The 16,573-nt window shown below is 40.1% G+C and carries 12 protein-coding genes; 4 read left to right on the top strand and 8 right to left on the bottom strand.

Annotation, left to right across the window (positions count from 1 at the left end; genetic code table 11):
- Nucleotides 1-440: 440 nt before the first annotated feature.
- The 3 genes from IRT38_RS01890 to IRT38_RS01900 all read right to left on the bottom strand — a co-directional run bounded on the left by IRT38_RS01890 (nucleotide 441) and on the right by IRT38_RS01900 (nucleotide 3,901).
- Nucleotides 441-2,417: a BCCT family transporter gene (locus tag IRT38_RS01890; protein ID WP_194596810.1), complete on the bottom strand. Its 1,977-nt coding sequence runs from the start codon at nucleotides 2,415-2,417 to the stop codon at nucleotides 441-443.
- 159 nt (nucleotides 2,418-2,576) lie between these two features.
- Nucleotides 2,577-3,266, bottom strand: a complete 690-nt coding sequence (locus tag IRT38_RS01895; protein WP_004956532.1) for an ion channel — start codon at nucleotides 3,264-3,266, stop codon at nucleotides 2,577-2,579.
- Nucleotides 3,267-3,301: 35 nt separating this feature from the next.
- Nucleotides 3,302-3,901, bottom strand: a complete 600-nt coding sequence (locus tag IRT38_RS01900) for a TetR/AcrR family transcriptional regulator (RefSeq protein ID WP_004905488.1) — start codon at nucleotides 3,899-3,901, stop codon at nucleotides 3,302-3,304.
- Between the two features lie 85 nt (nucleotides 3,902-3,986).
- Here IRT38_RS01900 and IRT38_RS01905 point away from each other — a divergent pair, with 85 nt between their 5' ends.
- Entirely contained in the window at nucleotides 3,987-5,192 is a 1,206-nt protein-coding gene (locus tag IRT38_RS01905; protein ID WP_151814616.1) for an oxygenase MpaB family protein, read from the top strand.
- Between the two features lie 52 nt (nucleotides 5,193-5,244).
- Here IRT38_RS01905 and IRT38_RS01910 read toward each other — a convergent pair whose 3' ends face one another.
- Together IRT38_RS01910 and IRT38_RS01915 are read right to left on the bottom strand one after the other, a co-directional pair.
- Nucleotides 5,245-6,960, bottom strand: coding sequence for a cation acetate symporter (locus IRT38_RS01910; RefSeq protein ID WP_004905491.1), 1,716 nt, complete (start codon nucleotides 6,958-6,960; stop codon nucleotides 5,245-5,247).
- Nucleotide 6,961: 1 nt separating this feature from the next.
- Nucleotides 6,962-7,294, bottom strand: coding sequence for a DUF485 domain-containing protein (locus IRT38_RS01915; protein WP_004956538.1), 333 nt, complete (start codon nucleotides 7,292-7,294; stop codon nucleotides 6,962-6,964).
- A gap of 185 nt (nucleotides 7,295-7,479) precedes the next feature.
- Between IRT38_RS01915 and IRT38_RS01920 the strand changes: the two genes are divergently transcribed.
- Nucleotides 7,480-10,980 carry a PAS domain-containing hybrid sensor histidine kinase/response regulator gene (locus tag IRT38_RS01920; RefSeq protein ID WP_194596812.1) on the top strand — a complete coding sequence of 1,167 codons (3,501 nt, stop codon included), beginning with the start codon at nucleotides 7,480-7,482 and terminating at the stop codon, nucleotides 10,978-10,980.
- A 345-nt stretch (nucleotides 10,981-11,325) separates the two neighbouring features.
- Nucleotides 11,326-12,087, top strand: coding sequence for a hypothetical protein (locus IRT38_RS01925; RefSeq protein WP_194596814.1), 762 nt, complete (start codon nucleotides 11,326-11,328; stop codon nucleotides 12,085-12,087).
- 46 nt (nucleotides 12,088-12,133) lie between these two features.
- Here IRT38_RS01925 and IRT38_RS01930 read toward each other — a convergent pair whose 3' ends face one another.
- The 3 genes from IRT38_RS01930 to def all read right to left on the bottom strand — a co-directional run bounded on the left by IRT38_RS01930 (nucleotide 12,134) and on the right by def (nucleotide 15,293).
- Nucleotides 12,134-14,230 (bottom strand): TonB-dependent copper receptor, encoded by a 2,097-nt coding sequence (locus IRT38_RS01930; RefSeq protein WP_194596815.1) that lies wholly within the window; start codon nucleotides 14,228-14,230, stop codon nucleotides 12,134-12,136.
- A gap of 73 nt (nucleotides 14,231-14,303) precedes the next feature.
- Nucleotides 14,304-14,741, bottom strand: a complete 438-nt coding sequence (locus IRT38_RS01935; protein WP_042892177.1) for a DUF2946 family protein — start codon at nucleotides 14,739-14,741, stop codon at nucleotides 14,304-14,306.
- A 21-nt stretch (nucleotides 14,742-14,762) separates the two neighbouring features.
- Complete coding sequence (def, locus tag IRT38_RS01940; RefSeq protein ID WP_004905508.1) at nucleotides 14,763-15,293, bottom strand: peptide deformylase; 531 nt, start codon at nucleotides 15,291-15,293, stop codon at nucleotides 14,763-14,765.
- 120 nt (nucleotides 15,294-15,413) lie between these two features.
- On the opposite strand from def, the gene IRT38_RS01945 reads away from it, so the two are divergent.
- On the top strand, nucleotides 15,414-16,565 hold the full coding sequence (locus IRT38_RS01945; RefSeq protein ID WP_194596817.1) for a LysM peptidoglycan-binding domain-containing protein: 1,152 nt from the start codon (nucleotides 15,414-15,416) through the stop codon (nucleotides 16,563-16,565).
- Nucleotides 16,566-16,573 lie beyond the last annotated feature (8 nt).

Below are 16,573 nucleotides of genomic sequence, written 5' to 3' on the forward strand. Positions count from 1 at the left end.
CACAAGAATCTAACCACTTTAGCCAAATCCTTGTTTATCAACAAGTTTTTATCCGCATCACCGCCGATGGATGTGCATTCTACAGCATTTCTAATCGCTTGCAAGCGATTTTAAAAATTTAATTATTTGGTTGTTTTATTTTTAAACTTTAACTTATCTAATCTACTGATTTATATAATTTAAAATTTATTAATTACAAGAAAAACGAATTTTACAACATAAGTTGCTGTAATTTAATAATTTTATTAAAAATTTGTTTTAATTATCTACAGAAAACTAGCTCTATTTTTATATTTAGCCTGTATTTTAGACAACATCCTGAGTTAGAAAATATTTCTTAAAGTTCAATAATGCTCAAATTTAATTCATTCAAAATAAAATAACGGCTTCAATTACTTTGAAGCCGTTATTTTAGTCTCTCAGGAAATTATTTTTGAGGGTTAGGAAGTTGTCGTTCGTACAATATTTAAGAAATAAAGATGTCGTTCATACTGATCAATAATGTCCTGAATTAAATCTTCTTGCGTCCAATCCATTACATCATAGTTTTGACCACCCTCTCGTAAAAACACTTCGGCTTGGAAATATGAAGAATCATCGATCTCAGATCGACCGAGCATAAAACTCGGTGGAAGCGTTGCATGTGATACGACTTTATAAATAAAGTTAATTTCATGCTGATGGTCAACATGTAGCTGCAAACCCTGTTCAGCCTCTTGAATGTCAACTTCTAAATGTCGACGTTTGAGTTCTCGTTGAATGCTTTCAAAGGCTTTACGAACATCATTAGCAATATAGTTTCTCACCTCTTGTTCTGTATGTGGATAATGCATAATCAATCCTAAACGTTGCTGCCAACTTCGTGGGTTGTTGATTGCGCGTGGTGTGATACGTGCCTCTTGGATAGCTCGAGTTTTTGTTACATCCAAATTCAATGCTTTTAAAAGCCCCCAACTCATCAACAACATCACAATCGTAAAAGGCAATGCACTCATAATAATGGATGACTGTAATGCGGCTAGACCACCGACGAGTAAAAGCGTAATCGCCAATAGCGCCATCAAGATAGTCCAAAACAAACGTTGCCAAGTTGGTGAATTTTCGGTTTTTGAGGTGAGATAATCCGTCACCAATGCACCCGAATCAGCTGAGGTAACGAAAAAAAGTATCACTAAAAGCGTGGCAACAGAACTTAAAACTCCTGAGAATGGAAGATGATTTAAAAATTCGAATAATGCGACCGAAGAGTCTAACTGTACCGCCTGAATTAAATTGGTATTGCTTTCTTGCATGATGCTAAAAAGTGCCGCATTTCCTAAAAAGCCCATCCAAATAATAGTAAAGCCTGTAGGAATCAGTAATACACCAACAATAAACTCACGAATTGTTCGTCCTCTTGATACTCGTGCGATAAACATTCCCACGAATGGAGACCATGAAATCCACCATGCCCAATAAAGAATTGTCCATCCTCCAATCCAACCATTGGGTTGATAGGCATAAAGATTAAAAGTCATCGCAAATAAATTTGAGATGTAAGAACCTGTATTTTGAATCGTGGTCTGTAACAGATAGATACTCGGCCCTGCAATAAATACAAAAGCAAGAAGGGTTAAAGCGAGAATTAGATTTAATTCAGAAAGGCGTTTCACGCCTTTATCGAGTCCTAGAAAAACAGATAAAGATGCCAAAATACTGACAAATATAATAAGTCCAACTTGGATATTTGTGCTTTGTTCTATCCCAAATAAATAATGCAAACCTGAATTAATTTGCGTTACTCCAAAACCCAATGAAGTCGCGACACCGAATACAGTTCCAATCGTTGCAAAAGTATCAATACTATCGCCCAAAGGACCATAAATCCGTTCACCGATAATAGGATAAAGCGCTGAACGTGTTTTTAAAGGCAAATTATGTCGATACGCAAAATACGCTAGAGCTAAACCCACCAAGGCATAAATTGCCCATGCATGTAGCCCCCAATGGAAAAAGGTAATTCTTAATGCTTGTTGAGCTGAAGCGACACTTTCAGGATCACCACTCGGCGGACTGACATAGTGCATGACAGGTTCAGCCACACCAAAAAACATCAAACCAATCCCCATGCCTGCCGTAAATAGCATGGCAAACCACGAACCATTTTTATATTCAGGCTGGCTGTGATCAGGTCCGAGTTTGATTTTCCCACTGTCCGAACAGGCGATGTAAATCAGTAGAATAAGGAAAACGGCGACTGATAATACATAGAACCAACTAAACGAATCAGTGATCCACTGTTTCAGTTGTTGAGTTAAAAACTCAAACGAGCTTGGGGCAATTATCACAATTGCTAAGAAAATTGCGATAATAATGACTGTGCTAAAAAACACATTTGGATTCACATTCGCAAACTGCGAAGGAGTCTTGGAAGACATAATTCACCCATATTATTTTAATGATCATGACAGACCTATAGGTCAAATAAGACATTCACTTAATGTGAACAAAAGCGAGTTCAAAACAAGAAAAACTCAAACAAAAGTATATAAAACGTGAAAAATAACGCAGTTGTAATGCTGTAACAGGATTAAAGATTAATCTTGTGAATTTTTCGGTGCATGAGGAATATATTGCAGCGCAATTAATCTCGAAACAATCACTGCAAAATACATCACACCACCAAACATCTGTAGCATGGTTAATACTCGAGCGGCTGGACTGAGTGGCATAAGATCAGATAACCCTGTGGCTGATTGCAAACTAAAACTCAAAAAGAGTAGGTCTAACCAACGTTGTAAGGCTTCAGGATGGTTTGGATTTTGAAAACTATTCGGCAAAATAATCTGACAAATACTATATAAAAAAGCGAATGCCCAAGCGATCAAAGTAAATACGGCACCAGCCGCAAATAATTCGTCTTTTGTGAGATAACGATCTGAAAACATATACCTTAGTAAACCATACGCTGCATAAAAATAGGCTAAGGCTTCAAAACTGTATGCCGTAATCTGTATTGTATGATTGTCAAAACCTACAAAGATCAAAATAGAAAATATAAATGCGCCACTGACAAAGAACAGTCCCCAAAATGCAAATACTGGGGTTTGTCGAATGACTTTTGCAATAATAAGTAAGGCTAAAACACCTAATGACCATGTTAATGCACGATAGGCACTATCATCATAAGTGATTGTGGCTAAAATTAATAAAGCCAATTGCACCAATAAGAGCCAAGCTGATGGCAACAATCTAAATCCATTCCAAAACTGTTTTATTGTTTGCATTGCTTTTCCATGTCCAAATTATTGTTTTTCTGAACTCATGATATGGCATCTAAATAAGAAATAATCATATTGGTGAGTTCTTGTTGTAAGCGTTGTTCTTCGATTAAAAACGTATTCTTACTGGCATAACGCATCATTGTAAATAATGTACTATTAATAATCACAAAGGACTTATGTTTTAAAGTTTCAAAATCCCAATGCGGATAATAACGCCCAAATAAATACATCCCAATTTCTAAAAAATGCTGTTCCAAAACTTGCGCTGCATCTGAATCACTATAAGCATGCCAGTTTTTTAAAATTTCGATGAAAAAACCTTGATCGGATTTTAGGGACTCAAAACCAAATGCAATACTCAATCTGATGATATCTTGAATCGCAGTCTGTTGTTGAAGCATCACCAGCTGTTTCAGTGCTTGTCCTAAATTTTCACTTTTTCTTAACAGCAGTTCAGAAACAATTTGATCTTTATTTTCAAAGTATTGATAAATCGAACCAACGCTTACACCTGATTTTTCTGAAATTTTTGGTGTTGTGAGTTGCAGAATCCCCTGTTCAGAAATGCATTTTTGCGTACCTTCCAAAATACTTTCAACGATCATTTTGGCGCGTTGTTGTTGTGGGCGTTTTCTCATCAAGATGCTCTGTTGAAATGCGAATTGAATGCGAATAAATATTCATATTATGCTTTGATTAAATAACAATCAAAGGTGTTTTGCAATGCTAAGCATCCCTAAGCCAAGTCGTTTAGCTGCATTTGAAACTATGGTGCAGTCCAATTTAAAAACCAAAATCTTGGGTTATATGACCAATCAACATCTACAACCAAGCTATGCTGAATATTTACAACTCAATGAAGCGCTTCAAGCAGGTGATGAGCCGATGGATCAAGTGATGCGATGGGTATTACAAAATCCGAAACTTCATCGAAAATACTTTGAGACGGCGTTATATGAAGGTTTAGATAAACTGCCTCATGACGTTCCTGAACTGACACAATTTTTTAGCTTAGTTGAACGAAAACCCACTTGGTATGACCAAGTCAAAATAGATAAAGCTCTGCAATTCACTTATCGATTGGGAGCAAATAATGGTCTGATTCTTAGAGATCTCTCTTTAATGGCGGGCTATATGTATCCTGGTTTTAACCAACCGCTAATCCTCACAGGTGCATTAAAAAAACAAGCAGCTACGCGCCTTGCAGAAACCACAAAATGGTGGGTTGATATCACAGAGAAAGAGGGCTTTGAACGTTATAACAAGGGCTTTTGTTCCACAATTTATGTTCGTTTCATTCATTCTTTAGTACGGCATCAGCTACAAAAATCAGAAAAATGGGATGCTGAAACATGGGGCTTACCAATTAATCAATATGATCAAGCCATGACGAATATTGCCTTTAGTGGGGTGGTGCTATTAGGAATTCGAGCCTTAGGTATCTTTCCAAGTGCTGAGGAAGTCGACAGCTTTTTACACTTTTGGAAATATGCAGGTTGGTTGATGGGAATTGAGGAAAAATGGTTGGTGGATCAGGAATCTGAAGGATGGAAACTCATCTACTGGATGCAATTCGCGCATCCAAAATCGGATGCAAGTAGTATTTCACTTGGCTCAAGTCTTTCCAAAGAACCTTTTGAACGAAAATATCGTTATTTACGCTCTTTTCAACAAAAATTGGCATATAAACAACACTTAGAACTGACTCAGTTCTTTATAGGACGTAAGAAGATGAAATTGTTGGGCTTAACCCCTCAGTCAGCCTCTTGGTTTGCCTATTATTTGATTGGCCGAAACTTGGCACTTTACTCAGGTGCTAAACATATTCCACGATTGAATCAGTTTCTTGAACTTAATGGACGCCATCTGCAAAAACTTGGCTTGTCTCTTTATCGCAATCAAGCACAACAACTGGCCAGTATGCATTAGCAATTAAAAAGCCCTCAATGATGAGGGCTTTTTAATAAAGCGTAGAATCTACTTAGTGATCAGATGCACCTGAGATTCCAATACCTGTTTGTGAGCGAACAAACTGTGCGTCGAATGCTTTGCGTTCTTTTTGAGCGCGTGCTGACTTGTCTGTTACAGAGAAGAACCAGCAGCATAAGAACGATAGTGGCATAGCAAATAATGCAGGACCATTAAATGGGTTTGGTGCTGTTTCTGAGATCGCAAGCGTATCTACCCAAACTGCTTTTGATAAGATAATCAGAGTCACTGCACCAACTAAACCAACAACACCACCGATAACCGCACCACGAGTCGTTAAGCCTTTCCAGAACATTGATAAAACAAGGACTGGGAAGTTTGCACAACATGCTACAGAGAATGCTAAACCAACCATGAAGGCAACGTTTTGTTTCTCGAACAAAATCCCCAAGATCATTGCAAAGATTGCTAAGCCTAAAGTTGCAATTTTAGACATACGCAATTCTGATTGTGGAGTCGTTTTACCTTTTTTGAATACGTTTGCATAAAGGTCATGAGAAATTGCAGAAGCACCTGAGAGTGTCAAACCAGCAACAACCGCCAAGATTGTTGCGAAAGCCACTGCTGAGATGAAGCCCATGAATAGGTCACCACCCACAGCATCACTAAGGTGAACCGCAGCCATGTTGTTACCGCCGACCAACTCTAATTTTCCGGTCATAGCAGCTTTTGCAACATCAAGGAATTGAGGGTTGTTTGCAACAAACAAGATTGCACCGAAACCAATGATGAAAGTTAAAAGATAGAAGTAACCAATAAAACCAGTTGCAACAACTACAGACTTACGTGCTTCTTTTGCATCTTTAACTGTGAAGAAACGCATTAAGATATGTGGTAAACCAGCAGTACCAAACATCAAAGCAAGACCTAATGACAGTGCATCAATTGGGTTTGCAGCGAGTTTGCCTGGCCCCATGATTTTTGCAGCCTCTTCCCAGCTCATACCATGCGCTTGGCTATAAACACCAATCGCTTGGTTAAACATATTCGTGAAACTAAATCCAACGGCCTTCATTACCATAAATGCCATGAAAGTCGCACCACTGAGTAACATCACCGCTTTGATGATTTGTACCCAAGTGGTCGCCAACATACCACCGAAGATTACGTATGCCATCATCAGTAAGCCAACGATCACAACAGCGATGTTATAGTTCAGACCAAACAATAATTTGATTAACTGACCTGCACCCACCATTTGAGCAATCAAATAGAATGCAACAACAACCAATGAACTAAATGCTGCTAAGGTACGGACTGGCTTCTCATCTAAGCGGAAAGAAACCACGTCAGATAAATTGTATTTACCCAAGTTACGTAAACGCTCTGCAACTAAGAATAATACAATTGGCCAACCCACCATGAAACCAAGTGAGTAGAGTAAGCCATCAAAACCTGAACTGAAAACAAGTGCGGAAATACCCAAGAACGATGCTGCCGACATATAGTCACCCGCAATCGCCAAACCATTTTGGAAACCGCTGATACCACCGCCTGCCGTATAGAAATCACTAGCATTTGTTGTCTGTTTTGCTGCCCATTTAGTAATAAACAGCGTAAAACCCACGAAGATCATAAACATAATGATCGCGTGCCAGTTGGTTGCTTGCTGCTCTGCTGCTCCAAGGTCTGGTCCAGCGTAGGCGATTCCAGAACTCACCAAGCTTGTGAGAGCGAAGAGTTTCGCTTTTATTGACGTCCCTTTCATCTCAGTGCATTCCTTTTTCATGTGTGATCGCCTCAACTTCCTTGAGAGCCTCTTCATTTAGACGGTCTAATTTATTGTTGGCGATATATGAATACACACCACATAACAAAAAGGACAACACGATAATGCCCAAACCAAGAGGCATCCCCCATGTTGTTACACCACCGCTAAATGAACTTGCTAGAAATTCTTTGTTGTAGCCAACTAAAAGCATAAAGCCGACGTAGATAAACAACATGATTGCTGTTAATGTCCAACTTAAAGTACGCTTCTTGCTCACCATCTCTTGAAACTTTGGATTACGTAGAATTCGTTCTACCTGTGAATCATCCATAACCGACTCCTTATTTTTGTGTCCAACCATGGACCCCTTTTTCAAATGGGATTTTTCATAATTAAAGTTAACAAGATTATGCTTGACTCGTAACTTAGACTTTGGTCTCTAAATGCACATCTCAACTCATCATGCAAGCGAAGCATCGGGTATGATAAAAAATGGAATTTGAACACGTGGGCAATATGAACAGTTGGCTTATTATCGGGGTACTCGCCCTCTATATCGTGCTACTTTTCGGCTGTGCTTTCTTCGGTGAAAAACACGCTAGCCGCTTGAGTCCACGTGGTCGTATGCTGTTGTTTAGCCTAACGCTCGGCGTGTATTGTTCATCTTGGACGTTTTATGGTGCTACAGGCGCTGCTGTTCGAGAAGGTGTTATTTTCCTCCCGATTTATCTGGGTCCTTTGTTATTTATTTGGTTTGGCTACGATATTTGGAAACGGTTGGGACGTATTCGCCAATACCATGCCATTTCATCTATTGCCGATTTTGTTGCTGCTCGTTACGGTAAAAGTGGAAGTTTGGCTGCACTCGTCACGATTTTAGCAGTCATTGCTATTGTTCCTTATTTGGCATTGCAATTACGTGCTATTGCACTCAGTGCATCGGTCATTCTAGAACAAAATGCACACGTCACTACGACAACAAACAGTGTGTTAATGCTGACAGCCCTTTTGGCTATTTTGGCAATGATTTTCGGAACACGACATATTGCACACACGGAACAGCATGGCGGTTTGATGCTGGCGGTTGCCTTTGAATCCTTTGTGAAATTATTCGCCCTCCTTTGTGTTGCAGGATTTTTCTTATTGCAATCGCCTGAAAATATTAAACAAGTCAGCAACGATGTCAGTCAACATTTTCATGACTTACAACAAGTTGGCGTTCCAGAAACCTTTTGGGTGCAAACGCTACTGGCTGGTTTAGCCATGATTTGTCTGCCTCGTCAGTTCCACGTTGCAGTGGTTGAGTTACGCGATGAAAAACATATCCGTGGTGCTCGACGTTGGTTTGCAGCGTATTTGATTTTGACCATCATCGCGATTATTCCTATCGCAAGTTGGGCATTACACTCATTGCCTGAATCATTGGGCACACCTGATATTGCGGTACTCGCACTACCTCTCAGTTATCAACAAGAATGGCTTACATTACTGGCATTTCTAGGCGGATTTTCAGCATCTACAGGAATGTTACTGGTTGCATCAGTGGCACTGTCAATCATGCTCAGCAATGATTTGATCATGCCTGCACTTTGGCGATTTAAGATCATTTCTCGTCAAGATCAACAACTGCCACGTGTTTTGAAATTAACTCGTCGGATTAGTATCGTTGGTGTCATGCTGCTCGGCTTTTTGTTTTTCCATTTTTTCAATGATATTAACCAACTATCTGTTTTTGGCTTACTCGCTTTTAGTGCAGTCGCACAATTTTCACCTGCTTTGATTGGTGGTTTGTACTGGCGAGGAGCTAGTCGTCAAGGCGTATACGCGGGACTGATTGTTGGCTTTGTGATGTGGAGCTATACACTGTTATTCCCAACAGTTTTACGTAGTCTTCCTGAGCATTATCAAAATTTTGCTCAACATTTATTGCTGTTTGGTCCTTTTGATATTAATAGCTTACGCCCGGAAGCATTATTGGGTTTTGAATCTTTTGTTCCATTAACACATGGTGTTTTATGGTCTTTAGGACTAAATATCGCCATGTATATTTGGGTTTCACGCTTGTACCGCCCAAGTATTGCTGAACAAATTCAGGCTGAAAGTTTCTTTTATTACGAAAGCAAACCTCTACCTTCAGCACAGACTTCAACAGATCTCAGTGATTTACATCAAAATGCCGCACGATTAAAAGTCGGTGACCTACTCGCTCTCGCGAAAAGAATTACAGGTGAAAAACCGACAATCCAAGCCTTCCAGCAATTTTGTGAACAAAATCATGTGGTTTTAAATGAAAATCATGTCGCAAATGGGATGTGGTGGCGTTTTACTGAACAATATTTAGCGGGGATCATTGGTGCAGCATCGGCACGAACATTATTGACCACTGCTTTGATCAATAACGGTTTAGCTTTAGGTCAAGTCGCCAATATCTTAGACCAAGCCTCACAATGGCAGCGTTTCAACCAAAACTTACTGATGACCATGATTGATCACATGACTCAAGGGGTGAGTGTGGTCGATAAAAATATGTGTTTAGTTGCATGGAACAATCAATATCTAAAACTGTTTGATTACCCTAAAGATTTAGTTTATGTCGGCTGTCCAATTGCTGATCTTATACGCTATAACGCCGAACGTGGTGAATGTGGTCCAGGACCAGTTGAGGAACATGTTCGTAAACGTATTCATTGGATGAAAGTGGGAAGTGCTCATGAATTTGAACGGATTCGTAAAGATGGTCTTGTGATTCAAATGCGTGGCAATCCAATCGAAGGTGGTGGTTTTGTCACGACTTTCGCAGATATTACGGCGTTCCGTGAAAATGAAGCTGTTTTAGAAGAAAGAGTCCGTGATCGTACCCAACAGCTTGCCGATGCATTGACAGAACAGCAATTAGCACTTGAACAAGCCGATAAAGCCAATCAATCCAAAAGTCGATTCTTGGCTGCTGCAAGCCATGACTTATTGCAACCGATGCATGCGGCACGACTGTTTAGTACCGCACTTGAGCAAAGTATTGATAATCCAGATGATCAACTCACCCTACAACAGCTAGATCGTGCACTCTATGGTGCAGAGAGTATGTTATCCGCACTTTTAGATATTGCTCGCCTCGAAGGTGGAACCATTCAACCGAAGCGCCAAGCATATTCATTACATGATTTGTTAAGTGATCTCGAATTGCAATTTAAATCCATCGCAGCTCAACGCAATATTCAACTCAAAGTGCATGACACTAAGTTTTGGGTAGACACTGATCCACAATGGATGCGACGAATAATCCAAAATTTTGTCAGCAATGCATTACGTTACACCGCTCAAGGTCGTGTTGTAGTGGGTGTGCTACGTTCAGCTCAACGTCCGAATCATATTCGAATCGGTGTGTGGGATACAGGACCTGGTATCAACAAACAACAACGCGTAAAACTTTTCCAAGAGTTTGAACGTTGTGGACATACTTCACCATGGGGTGAACAAGGACTTGGTTTAGGTCTAGCGATTGTGCAACGTATGACGAGCTTACTAGATTTCTCTGTTCAAGTTTATTCTGAGTTGGGTAAAGGTTCTTGTTTTATGATTGAAGTGCCTCTAGCAGAAGCTCCAAAAATTCAAGTCGCCTCACCACAACTGACCGCATTACAACATACGGCTTATAAAGTTTTATGTTTGGATAATGATGAAACGATTTTGGAAGGTATGCGGACTTTACTCAGCAAATGGGGTTATCAAATCTTTACTGCCACTGAACCAGCAGAAGCATTAGAGCTGATCCAACATGAAGATATTCAGGTTTGGCTAATTGATCAACATTTAAATCATGATCAACGTGGACTCGATTTTATCGAACAGCATCGCCCTGCCCACATTCCTGTTGCACTCATCACTGCGGATTCTGACCCAGAGTTACCGCAAAAACTTAAACAACAGAATATCGTCTTACTGAAAAAACCACTAAAACCAGCAGGTCTGCGTTCGTGGCTTTCGGGATTAAAAATTATGCCGATGCACAAAAATTAAGTTAGAAGGGTCAAACGCCCATTAATGATCAGCGACTAGCATAATATTTTTAGATATAGGCAGAAGTGATCAACAAAAAGCATTTTGGTTGCTAAAAAATTGACCAAAATGCTCAAACAGTAGTTGACTATGGCAAAATAAACCACTTACATTAGTGAACGTTTGTACACTTACTTACAATTATATATATCATTGATTTTAATTGTTTTTATAACATAAAAATCCACATCTACAACTTTAGTCGTATTCTACTTGCTTTTTAAATCACGCATAAATTGATCAAATTGCAAGAAACCAATGCATCAATCCTTTGGTTTCTTACTCTCGCCAAAAAGGACATTGATCATGAATAGCAATACAGCCACTTCAGAGCATACCGCATTACAATTTTATCGCCAATACAGTGCAAATGCGCTACTTCCAGAACTTGACTGGCAACAAATTTTCGAACAAAGCAAGCTCAGTGAACTACACACTCGTGCATTAAATACACTATATCAAGCGGCTGTTCCTCTCGCGCTCAAAGTGTTTCACGAACTGAATTTTGATGTTTTTGCACCAGCTGCATATCATCCACAAGGTTTAGGGCTTTTTGATAAATTAGCTCAGCAAGAAGAGAATCTAGTTAAAGCCTTGGAAAATGAATCTGCACATCTAGATCACGATACACGCCATCAAATGTGGAGCATCCTACTTCGTGGTGGTGCAGTTCTCGTCTTTAAAGCATGGTTAGGGCACGTTAAAACAGGCACACATCAACTCGATAAATCACAATTTGATGAATTGACCGATTTACTGTTTATCAAAACACGTCCTTTAGAGCTTGCACAACGACTCAAAGTCGATGCGAATGCAGACTTAGACCATGTATTCCTGATCTATGAAAATGACGTATTTTTAGATCATTTTAATAGCTTAGAAACTGCTGCTTTATTTGTAGATTTAGGGGTTTACGATGCAGCATTCTTAAGTTTAAGAGATGATCGCGTTGCAGAATATCTCAAAGCTAAAGGCTATGTGACCCAAGAACAAATTGATGACCTACAGTGTGCTTTAAATCCTTTGTATTGCGATAGTTTGATGCCAAAACAAGATTGCTTGGCTTAACTGCAAAATAAAACAAGGTGGAATTCCCACCTTGTTTTTTTATTCCTTAGAACTTCATACTCATACGCATCCAATAATTACGTCCAATATTATTGAATTGCTCATTGGCAGCATAACCAAACATCGAAGCGCCTGCTTTATTTAAATGCTCGGTGTAAGCCTTATCTAAAAGATTATCAACGCCTACCGAAACATCGACAGTATCGGTCAATTGATATGTTCCATTGATCGCCAAGGTATTAAACGCTTTACTTTCATTGATATCATAACCAACCACATTCCCTTCATTGAGACTGATACGATCCTGTTTTGCAACGGCACGCCATAACAATCCTAGACTATATTTTTCATCCACATAACGAAGATTCATATGCGCTTCAAAAGGCGCTATCTGTGGCAAAGCACGATCATCTGACCTATTTTCACCCCACGCATACATTGCTGAAATATCTGCTTGGAAATGATTATTAAATTGATAACCTACCCCAGCCTCTGCCCCAGCAATTGTGGCATTAACATTACGCGCAAGTGGTTTTCTTTTATCTGGTGTATTGTATTCAAGTAGGATGAAATCTTTGATTAATCCAGCATAAACTGATGCCCAAGTACTCCATGCACCATGCTCTGCTTGCAAACCGAGATCCAATTGTGCAGTGCGTTCATTGTTCAGATTGTCTAGATTATCCACCATTTTATATGTGGTTTTACCCATCATATCTGTGGAACCTACACCATGATCTGTCGTGGTGCTATATAACTCCCCAAAGTCAGGTGTACGCTCCACATACCCCAAACCTAGATAAGTCTTTAAACCATGTTCTGGGAGACTCTTTTCCAAGCGTACAAAACCACTTGGTACAGTATCTTTACGATTTTTAGCATTTTGAAGATTGTCTATTTTGATTTGATCGACACGCGCTCCTGCTACGACTTTTTGATCTTGATCAATCGCATAAGTCCACTCACTAAATGCACCATAAGATTGAAACTTCAAGTCTTCCGCATAAGGCATGTTCATCTTCGGCATGGCATACATCACCATATCGCCACCATGCTTATTCTGTTGCGTGTCTACACCCGAAATCACGCTAAATTTGTCCCAATCGGTTGTTACTGCTAGACGTGTATTTAAGGTACGACGATCAACGCGAATCGACATTTTGTTCGGTACAGTCATCTCCATACCGTGCATTTTCATCGTGGTCATCGGAGGTGTGCGTAGACTAAAATTATCCATCACATGATCGTTATAACTGTAATCAATCTGTGCTTGAATCTTCTTAATCACCTCAGTGATATTCTTTTGTTCGGCATGCAAAGCTAAACTTTCGCGTTTAAATTGCGAACCATCCATAGTACGACCTGCATATGCCGCTTCGCCATCTGCTTTACCCGCACGAAACTCTAGCCAAGAATCTTCTGAAGGCTTCCAGCCTAAGGCAAGATCGGCATTCCAGCGCTCCCAATTTGAATGAACCGTCTGACCATCACCATCTTGATAATCATTTGAGACAGAACGATTAGCATTTAATCGCGCATATTTGCTCTCATCCCCAATCGCAGCCTCTACATTATGATCGAGTCTCCCATATGAACCGATCAAGACGCTCGCTTGTCCACGATAAGGCTGATCTTTACTCAAATTCTCTGGTTGGCGCTCAAAAATCACCGTTGCTGCAGAGCCAGGCGTTGCGTATTGAACAGTTTGTGGACCTTTCACTACCGTAATTTTGTCAAAACTTTCAGGCTGAATATATGAAGTCGGAGCATCCATTCGTTGTGGACAAGCACCTAAACTCTCACTTCCATCCACCAACATTTTTATCCGAGAACCAAACATTCCTCTAAATGTAACATCACCATTCGTTCCACCATTTTTGATGGCACTAAAGCCTAAGATGCTTTGCAAATAATCAGCACCATCAGTTGCTGGTACAGGTTGTATGGGTTGTTTAGGATCAGCTTCAATGACTAAACCATTATTTTGGTTCGGTTGTTGAGCAGTCACAACAATAGGTGCAAGCTTTGCTTCAACACGTTGCTGAGTCGATAAATCTTCAGAATTTGCCCAAAGTAAGCTCGAATTTGAGGCAGCAAGAATCGCAACCGTTAAGGGTTGTAATAAAAATTTAGGCTGTGCCATGAGATGTCTTCTCTTAAAACATAAATAAAACGGGCTTAGAGTTCATACAAACCCTAAGAAAAAGTGCTTTGATTTATGCGAAAACAGGTGGGGCTCGCCCTTGTGGCAATAGAAAAAGTCGTTGTAGCGCAAAATAAACATGATGAAATGTTTGCTGAAATGCGACTAAACGTACTTGAACGCGAACTAAAATTTCTTTGACACCCACATCAGGCGGCAATACTAAATTGGCATATACCGTACAGTACTGACATTGATGATTGGGATCGTGATGATCGTGCGAAGATGTAGATAAAGGTGCTTGTTCGAGTTGATGTGAATGATGATGAGCATGATGCTGTGATTGACTGTGCTCAGCTTGTACCTGAGGTAACAGTAAAGCTTTGGTAATCGTTTCACAAACTGGTGCGATTTGATATTGCTTCGGCAGTAGAGGCTGCAAAAAGACCGCAATCTGCAAACAGACTGCGGTAAATGCGAATAATAAACCACTGCGAAACAATAATGGCATCACGAAAAACCAACGATGAGCTTAGCGCTTCACGGCAACTTTCTCTTTTTCACGCTGGCGTACTACTTTCTCAACCTTTTCACGTGCACGCTGACGTTTTAATGGCGATAAATAATCAACAAAAAGTTTGCCATTTAAGTGATCCATTTCATGTTGGATACAAACTGCGAGAAGTTCGTCAGCTTCTAACTCAAATGCTTGACCATCAAGGTTAATTGCTTCAATTTTTACACGTGACGGACGCTCAACTTTGTCGTATATTTGAGGCACAGAGAGACAGCCTTCTTCGTACGGCTGAGTCTCTTGAGTCAGTGGAGTGACTTTGGGGTTAATGAACACCATCGGTTGATTTTTCTCTTCAGAAAGGTCCATGACAATAAGCTGAATATGATGATCAACCTGAGTTGCCGCTAAACCTATACCCGGTGCCTCGTACATGGTTTCTAACATATCTGCTGCAAGCTGACGAATATCATCAGTGACTTCTTCGACTGGCTTGGCAATGGTACGAAGACGGGGATCAGGAAAACTTAAAATAGGTAATAAGGCCATACTGTTCCTCATTTATGCCATTGATCAGAAAACCAACTGAAGGGAATGCTTGATCAAAAAATTGTGTGTAAAGTCGTTATTATAGCGCAACTACACACATAATTTTTAGGAATTATGATAATGAAAAAGGTTTTAAACGGCATACACTCATTTCATGCCTTGGGGTTAAAAAAACAACTGATTGCTGTTGCCATCTGTGCAGGATTAGGCATGACGGTAAATATAACGCATGCAGCAAGCCCTAATGTTAGCCCACCCTCTGTTAAAGCTGGGGCACCACATGTCTATGTAGTGAAAAAAGGCGATACCCTTTGGGATATCTCAGGCAAGTTTTTAAGTAAACCATGGCGCTGGCCAGAAATTTGGGCAAGCAATAAACACGTTAAGAATCCTCACTGGATTTATCCAGGTGACCGCTTACTACTCTGTAGTTTGAATGGCAAACCGTTAATCGGTAAAGATGAAGGTGACGGCTGTGACGGTATTATTCGTCGTTATACAGGTGGTGGAACAACTTTACGTCCGCAAGTACGTATCGAAGCATTGAACAATAGTGTGCCTGTTATTCCATTGGCTCATATTCAACAATGGTTAGAACGTAGTTCAGTATTACCAGCGGATGCGATTGCGAATACCCCTTATATCTTAGGCACAGCTGACAATCGCGTGCTTGCAGGCAAAGGACAAAGTGTTTACGTCCGTGGTCAAGGTCTAGAAAATGGTCAGCGTTATGGCGTTTACCGTGAAGGTGAACCTTACATCGTTGTTGATGAGCAAGGTAAAAAACATAACCTAGGTGTTGAATTACTTCAAATCGCATCTGGTGTTGCTGTGCGCAATGAAAACGACATTACTACGGTTGAACTCACTGATAGCTATAACGGCGAAGTTCGTCGTGGTGATCGCGTGATGCTTGAACAAGAGGCAATGTTGCCAACCTTGTTCTATCCTATCGATGCAAAACAAGTACGCGATGGCGGTAAAGTGATTCGTGTATTAGGATCGATTGGTACAGCCGCAAAAAATGGTGTTGTCACTGTTGATCGTGGTACTGCTGATGGCGTTGAAATTGGTCAAGTCTTTAGCACCTACCAAGAGGGTGAGATCGTACAAGATCCAAAAACTAAAGAGAAAGTTAAATTACCTGGACAATATGTGGGTAGCTTGATGATCTTCAAGAGTTTTGATCGTATCAGCTATGCCTACGTTTTAGAAAGTGAACTACCAATCAAGGTCGGTTCAAACATCCAACCACCACGCTTGGATGACTAAGAACAAAC

The organism is Acinetobacter sp. SK-43 (assembly GCF_015351505.1).
Classification (GTDB): Bacteria; Pseudomonadota; Gammaproteobacteria; order Pseudomonadales; family Moraxellaceae; genus Acinetobacter; species Acinetobacter junii.

Coding starts and splice junctions, on each gene's coding strand:
- IRT38_RS01890 (WP_194596810.1), bottom strand. CDS start 2,417: ATGTCTTCCAAGACTCCTTCGCAGTTTGCGAATGTGAATCCAAATGTG.
- IRT38_RS01895 (WP_004956532.1), bottom strand. CDS start 3,266: ATGCAAACAATAAAACAGTTTTGGAATGGATTTAGATTGTTGCCATCA.
- IRT38_RS01900 (WP_004905488.1), bottom strand. CDS start 3,901: ATGAGAAAACGCCCACAACAACAACGCGCCAAAATGATCGTTGAAAGT.
- IRT38_RS01905 (WP_151814616.1), top strand. CDS start 3,987: ATGCTAAGCATCCCTAAGCCAAGTCGTTTAGCTGCATTTGAAACTATG.
- IRT38_RS01910 (WP_004905491.1), bottom strand. CDS start 6,960: ATGAAAGGGACGTCAATAAAAGCGAAACTCTTCGCTCTCACAAGCTTG.
- IRT38_RS01915 (WP_004956538.1), bottom strand. CDS start 7,294: ATGGATGATTCACAGGTAGAACGAATTCTACGTAATCCAAAGTTTCAA.
- IRT38_RS01920 (WP_194596812.1), top strand. CDS start 7,480: ATGAACAGTTGGCTTATTATCGGGGTACTCGCCCTCTATATCGTGCTA.
- IRT38_RS01925 (WP_194596814.1), top strand. CDS start 11,326: ATGAATAGCAATACAGCCACTTCAGAGCATACCGCATTACAATTTTAT.
- IRT38_RS01930 (WP_194596815.1), bottom strand. CDS start 14,230: ATGGCACAGCCTAAATTTTTATTACAACCCTTAACGGTTGCGATTCTT.
- IRT38_RS01935 (WP_042892177.1), bottom strand. CDS start 14,741: ATGCCATTATTGTTTCGCAGTGGTTTATTATTCGCATTTACCGCAGTC.
- def (WP_004905508.1), bottom strand. CDS start 15,293: ATGGCCTTATTACCTATTTTAAGTTTTCCTGATCCCCGTCTTCGTACC.
- IRT38_RS01945 (WP_194596817.1), top strand. CDS start 15,414: ATGAAAAAGGTTTTAAACGGCATACACTCATTTCATGCCTTGGGGTTA.